This is a genomic window from Ferdinandcohnia sp. SAFN-114, from assembly GCF_059415045.1.
In genome coordinates this window covers 1-4,867 of sequence record NZ_JBPFDQ010000160.1, presented here as the reverse complement: position 1 = coordinate 4,867, position 4,867 = coordinate 1, and the positions used below count along the sequence as shown (strand labels likewise).

7 protein-coding genes are annotated in these 4,867 nt (G+C 34.4%); 3 read left to right on the top strand and 4 right to left on the bottom strand.

Going from position 1 to position 4,867, the window contains the following annotated elements:
* Positions 1-148: 148 nt before the first annotated feature.
* Entirely contained in the window at positions 149-724 is a 576-nt protein-coding gene (locus tag ACR65M_RS26415; protein ID WP_116354890.1) for a hypothetical protein, read from the bottom strand.
* A gap of 211 nt (positions 725-935) precedes the next feature.
* On the opposite strand from ACR65M_RS26415, the gene ACR65M_RS26410 reads away from it, so the two are divergent.
* Together ACR65M_RS26410 and ACR65M_RS26405 are read left to right on the top strand one after the other, a co-directional pair.
* The gene (locus ACR65M_RS26410) at positions 936-1,412 is read left to right on the top strand and encodes a hypothetical protein (RefSeq protein WP_116354889.1); all 477 of its coding nucleotides are present in this window, start codon (positions 936-938) and stop codon (positions 1,410-1,412) included.
* Between the two features lie 192 nt (positions 1,413-1,604).
* Positions 1,605-2,117 (top strand): type II toxin-antitoxin system PemK/MazF family toxin, encoded by a 513-nt coding sequence (locus ACR65M_RS26405; protein ID WP_116354888.1) that lies wholly within the window; start codon positions 1,605-1,607, stop codon positions 2,115-2,117.
* 598 nt (positions 2,118-2,715) lie between these two features.
* Here ACR65M_RS26405 and ACR65M_RS26400 read toward each other — a convergent pair.
* Together ACR65M_RS26400 and ACR65M_RS26395 are read right to left on the bottom strand one after the other, a co-directional pair.
* Entirely contained in the window at positions 2,716-2,853 is a 138-nt protein-coding gene (locus ACR65M_RS26400; protein ID WP_189655364.1) for a hypothetical protein, read from the bottom strand.
* A gap of 163 nt (positions 2,854-3,016) precedes the next feature.
* Positions 3,017-3,226 (bottom strand): helix-turn-helix domain-containing protein, encoded by a 210-nt coding sequence (locus tag ACR65M_RS26395; RefSeq protein WP_116354887.1) that lies wholly within the window; start codon positions 3,224-3,226, stop codon positions 3,017-3,019.
* Positions 3,227-3,497: 271 nt separating this feature from the next.
* On the opposite strand from ACR65M_RS26395, the gene ACR65M_RS26390 reads away from it, so the two are divergent.
* Complete coding sequence (locus ACR65M_RS26390; RefSeq protein WP_116354886.1) at positions 3,498-3,716, top strand: hypothetical protein; 219 nt, start codon at positions 3,498-3,500, stop codon at positions 3,714-3,716.
* Between the two features lie 329 nt (positions 3,717-4,045).
* Here the strand turns inward: ACR65M_RS26390 and ACR65M_RS26385 are convergent, their stop codons facing one another.
* A complete protein-coding gene (locus tag ACR65M_RS26385; RefSeq protein WP_116354885.1) occupies positions 4,046-4,597 on the bottom strand; it encodes a cupin domain-containing protein in 552 nt (183 codons plus the stop codon).
* Between the last annotated feature and the right edge of the window lie 270 nt (positions 4,598-4,867).

Below are 4,867 nucleotides of genomic sequence, written 5' to 3'. Positions count from 1 at the left end.
CTTCGGACACCTCGTACTATACCAAGAGGGCTCTTTTTGTTTCAACTCTCAAATTTCTTTATTACAGGAATGCTCCTATTATTTAATATATATAAAAAAATAGTAGTCCATTTTTTAACTTGGAAACTACTATTTTTATAAATTAATTTTAGTTTTGCTTTTCGCTAGCAATAATAATTTTATTTCCATCGTATGTTATTGCACCAGAACAACCATAAACTGCAACTCCACCAGATACTCTAGTAAAAGTACCTGAAGCACAGGCACGATATCTTCCTGCTTTTGATGGATACCATGTCTTTTGATTACCTTCTCTTAGACCTTGTCCTCCAGCATAATTAAATCCTTGAGTATAAATTGTGTCCCAAGTAAGGTCATACCACTCTTTTTTATATTGGAGAGTCATTGATAAATTAACCCTTAAAACTGGGGAATTTGTTGTATAAATCCAATTCGCTTCAAGCCCATTTGTGATTCTTGGCGTAAGCGTTACACTGAACTTATTACCAGGAGCTAAAACAAATGGTGATATTTCAGAACTCTCGGCATCAAGATCTTGAGTAATAGAAAAAGGGTCATCACCATTCAATAACGATTCAGGAACTTCAAGTTCTACCGCATCATCTATTTTTTCAAGTGATTCGGCATTAGCGTAATTAAATGGAGTTAACAATAAAAATATTAAACTAAAAACAGAAAAAAATCCTAATAATTTTTTCGACAAAATAATTCCTCCTTTTACATTTTCTTCTATATTTTCTAATAAATTGTTAATGTTGTCTAGTATTTTTTATATTTACCAATATATTAAAAAAATAATAGAGAAACTTTGCTAGGGATACGTATAATTTAATTGTTAGTTAACATAACTTCCATTTTAGCCAGTGTAAAGTGAGTAAACAGTTTTAGGGTTGGAAAAGGAGGATATTAGGTTTATGAGTGCTTTATTATCAAAAGTTGAAGAGTTCGCTAATGAGCATTATGCTGGTCATTTTACAGTAATAAAAACTAATAAAAATTGGCATGCTTGCTTTGGAGTATTGGATGAGAAAGAAGAGATAAAGTATATTCATAGTGGTAAGTCCTTTGAGGATGTTTTACAGAAATTGCTTAACGAACCTTTAGATTCATCTGGTGTACGAGTAGGAGAAGATAATTTTGATTTTCATGGATTTGAGGATGTCTATGCCATAAAAATTAATGATAAGCATTGGTTCCCCGATTATTATCATCCTGAAAAAGAACATGTTTTAGTATTTACTACAGAAAAAAAGGCATTTAAAGAAGTAGAGTTGATAAAAAAAAGACCTAAGTATTCTGAACTTGATTTAAAAGTTGTAAGAGTTGAAGAAGAGACATTAATTCATTTTAAAAAAGGAATACATAGACAGACTATAAGAGAGTTACAGTAGTTTTAATACATAATAATGATTATCTCTATCAAGCCTTAGGAAATTAAATAAATTATATAAAACAAAACGGATAAGCCGGCAAAGGAAGTTTCGTAAGAGAGTGGCGCTTTTTTTGTATTTGCCAAATATTCTATGTCCTACCTAAACCTTTTTAGTGATACAATCGTATAGGTTAAAGGGAGGTGGGGAAAGATGAATAAAAAGCCTATAAAAGAGCAAAAAGCAGAAAAAGAGGATGCTCTAAGAACTTGGATTGAAAAAAAGGTAAATTTAGCACACGAGTGGATCGATAACGAGAAAAAGCAAAAATCACGAGGAATTATCCGCGGTGGGATTTATATGTGCGAATTGGGAGAAAATGTAGGTGCAGAACAAGGTGAGTATCGTCCTGCTCTTGTTGTCTCTAACGACACAATAAATTCGACTTCAGGTAACGTATCGGTGATTCCACTTACAAAAAACCTTAAAAAGAAAGTTATTAAGGATAAACAAGGTAATCTGGTTAAAGTTCTAGATCAACCTCGTTTAAGCAGCCACTACTTTTTGAAAAAAGGTAAATATAGTTTTTTAGACCATGATTCAGCCGTTCTTGGAGAGGAAACCAAGACGATTAGTAAGGTGCGTATAGGTGAACACAAAGGAAATATTGATTCAGGTGACATGGATCGTATAATAACTCGTGTTAAGTGGGTATATGGAATTTGAAACCAACAACTTGACGGGGACAAGCTTTCATCCTATAATGAAATTAACTTACATCGCCTATCTTAGTCATAGGCAAATCACGTGAACGATTCACGGTTTTTCTCAAATAGGGGCCTTTAGGGGCTCCTTTTTACATATTGAGTCATAAAATGGCTATAACTGAGTAAACTTTAAATACATCGCTCGTCCAGTCACGAGCAGATCTGCTCCAGTAGCAGGGAAGTCTCGCCTGTCTCGTCACAGGCAATCCGGCCTCCTTCATTCGTGAAGGGGGTTTTTGTATTTTTAGACACACTAAAAACACCCTCCCATTCGTTCAGGAAAGTGTATTTTTTATTCATTTTCTGGTATGCACTTTTCAAGAGCTCGGGAAGTTAAATAAATTAAAAGTAAAACGAATATACGCTGTATAACAAAATAGAAAGTGTCATACATTGTATTACAGTAAATTTAATTGGCATTCTAAATGGCATTCCCATTGGAATATGCTCGAGAAGCTTCTGAGGTCGAATTAACCGTAGTAATATGAATTAAGTAAATTAAATAAAAAAAACTGAGATGCTGGCACATCTCAGTTGAAGTTTATTACATGGAAAGCCTACCGTTTCTCTTTTACATCCTCCCTTTGTGGAGGATTTTTTCTTGTTAATAAAAATAAAGTAATTAAACCCATTACAAAGGTTGCAGTTCCGAAAAAGATTTCAAATCCAAACTGTGTAATCTGAAGAGCTTCCATTTGGCATCACCTCCTTTAATGGGGTTAGCCTTAAAAATTGCTTTCCACGTAAGTATTAATAGTGTATTAACTCGATATAAACTTTATATCTGAAAATACTTTTAGGAACGTATAAAAAAGCCGTCCAGGTGATGATTGTCACATCGCTAGACGGCTTTTCGTTCTATTCTTTTGTTGGTATGTATTGAACAACGTCCTCAATTTTACAATTAAAACGTGAACAGATTCTCTCCAGAACATCCATCGATACATTTCCACCCTTACCCATTTTTGCAATTGTAGCGGGTGAAATCTTAAGCTCTGTTCGCATTTGCTCTTTGGTCATTTTGCGGTCAATTAATAATTTCCATAAAGGATCGTATGTAAAACCCATATTTTACCCTCGTTTCTATAATTATCTAAAACAATTCTATAATAATATGAAGAAATATTACAACTATTTTAATTTTTTAATTGACAATATTTTCATAAAGTAATAGAATATCTTTAATAAGTTAAAGATTTACATAAATGGAAGGTGAAAAAATGCTGATTATTTATGTATTGTTTGCGATGTTGTGCTCATTTGTAGCGGGTATGTTAGTCATCTACGTTAAGCAAGAAAATTAAAGTGATCATCTTGTCAAAGGCTTGGAATTTTGTTTGTGGGATATTTAATAATATTTAAAGGAGTGAGCGGGCAAAATGAAAAAGCTAAAGATTTACATAAATGGGAGATGATTTCAATTAGCGTAAAAAGGATAATTATCCCTGCAGAGAAATTAGCAGCAGCTGTTATTAAACATTTGCTTCCGGGTGCAATTATTAAATTAAATAATAAATTGGGGGAAATTGATCATGGAAAAGTTAGAAAAACAAAATGAATAGAAGCTAACCATAGATTTAAAATCGCTGTTAACTAAGTTAGTAAAACAGATCGGACCAACAAACAGTACAAAAGAGATAATTGCCGCTTTAGAAAAGCCAACAGTTGATTTAAAAGAGATTATGCTCATTCTTGAAAAAGAAAAAGAAGACAGAGAAAAAGAAAAGGGCCTCCTCGCTGGGAACGAAGAGACCGCAATATAATACGAACTAAATAAATTATATCACAAGAAATAAATTTTAGGCAGAGCCCATTTCGGCTCTGCCCTTTTTTGGGACGCAGGGACAGGTCCCTTGACCCACTTTGTCCATCATTAGAGTCGACAGCTTAGTGTTCGTGTTCAGCTTCCATCGCATCTGCTTTTGTTTTATGGACGGTTCCGAATGGATGATTTGGTGGTGCATAGATTGAATAAAGTTTTAATGGGATATTTCCTGTATTTGTTAGGTTGTGCCAATACCCTGCTGGAACAAAAATGGCTGAGTCGTCAGTAATTTGTCTTACAAAGTCTAACTGATTTCTGTTTTTCCCCATTTGAACAATTCCATCGCCTTGTTCAACACGTAGGAATTGGTCCACATCAGGATGTATTTCTAAACCGATATCTTCCCCAGGTTGCAAACTCATTAATGTTAGCTGTAGGTAAGTTCCTGTCCAAATCGCAGTGCGAAACGTATTGTTTTGCTTTGTAGCTTCATTGATATTGATTACAAATGGCTGCTTACCTTGATCAGTGAACTGGCGTACTTCCCTTTCCATATGTGGGTAATGGTATCCCCAATAGTTCCAGTAAGGCATAGGAACATGCGTGTAATATGGGTGGTGGTGATGATGATGGTGATAATAATGATATGGGGATCCATATGTTACATAATTCATTTTACTCAATCCCTCCTCAAATTGCTAAAATATCCTATGCAAGAGAGATAATGAGCGGAACCCAAATTTTTAGGTGCTGATTCATCTTTCAGTTGGGGCAACGAACCTGTCCCTGTGTCCCGGTTATTTCTTGGTGAACAGGGTGATGAGGAAAAACACTATGAAACTTACAAGTAGGGGTATAGCCAACATTTCGGAAATTTTGTACGCTAAGCAAATTTCAATCTAAAAAAGCCGATATCCTTGATGGATTCGACTTTTTTTATATGG

What these genes read in the sequence shown, in the direction of transcription:
- ACR65M_RS26410 (WP_116354889.1), top strand. Translation starts at nt 936, where the DNA reads ATGAGTGCTTTATTATCAAAAGTTGAAGAGTTCGCTAATGAGCATTAT.
- ACR65M_RS26405 (WP_116354888.1), top strand. Translation starts at nt 1,605, where the DNA reads ATGAATAAAAAGCCTATAAAAGAGCAAAAAGCAGAAAAAGAGGATGCT.
- ACR65M_RS26395 (WP_116354887.1), bottom strand. Translation starts at nt 3,226, where the DNA reads ATGGGTTTTACATACGATCCTTTATGGAAATTATTAATTGACCGCAAA.
- ACR65M_RS26400 (WP_189655364.1), bottom strand. Translation starts at nt 2,853, where the DNA reads ATGGAAGCTCTTCAGATTACACAGTTTGGATTTGAAATCTTTTTCGGA.
- ACR65M_RS26385 (WP_116354885.1), bottom strand. Translation starts at nt 4,597, where the DNA reads ATGAATTATGTAACATATGGATCCCCATATCATTATTATCACCATCAT.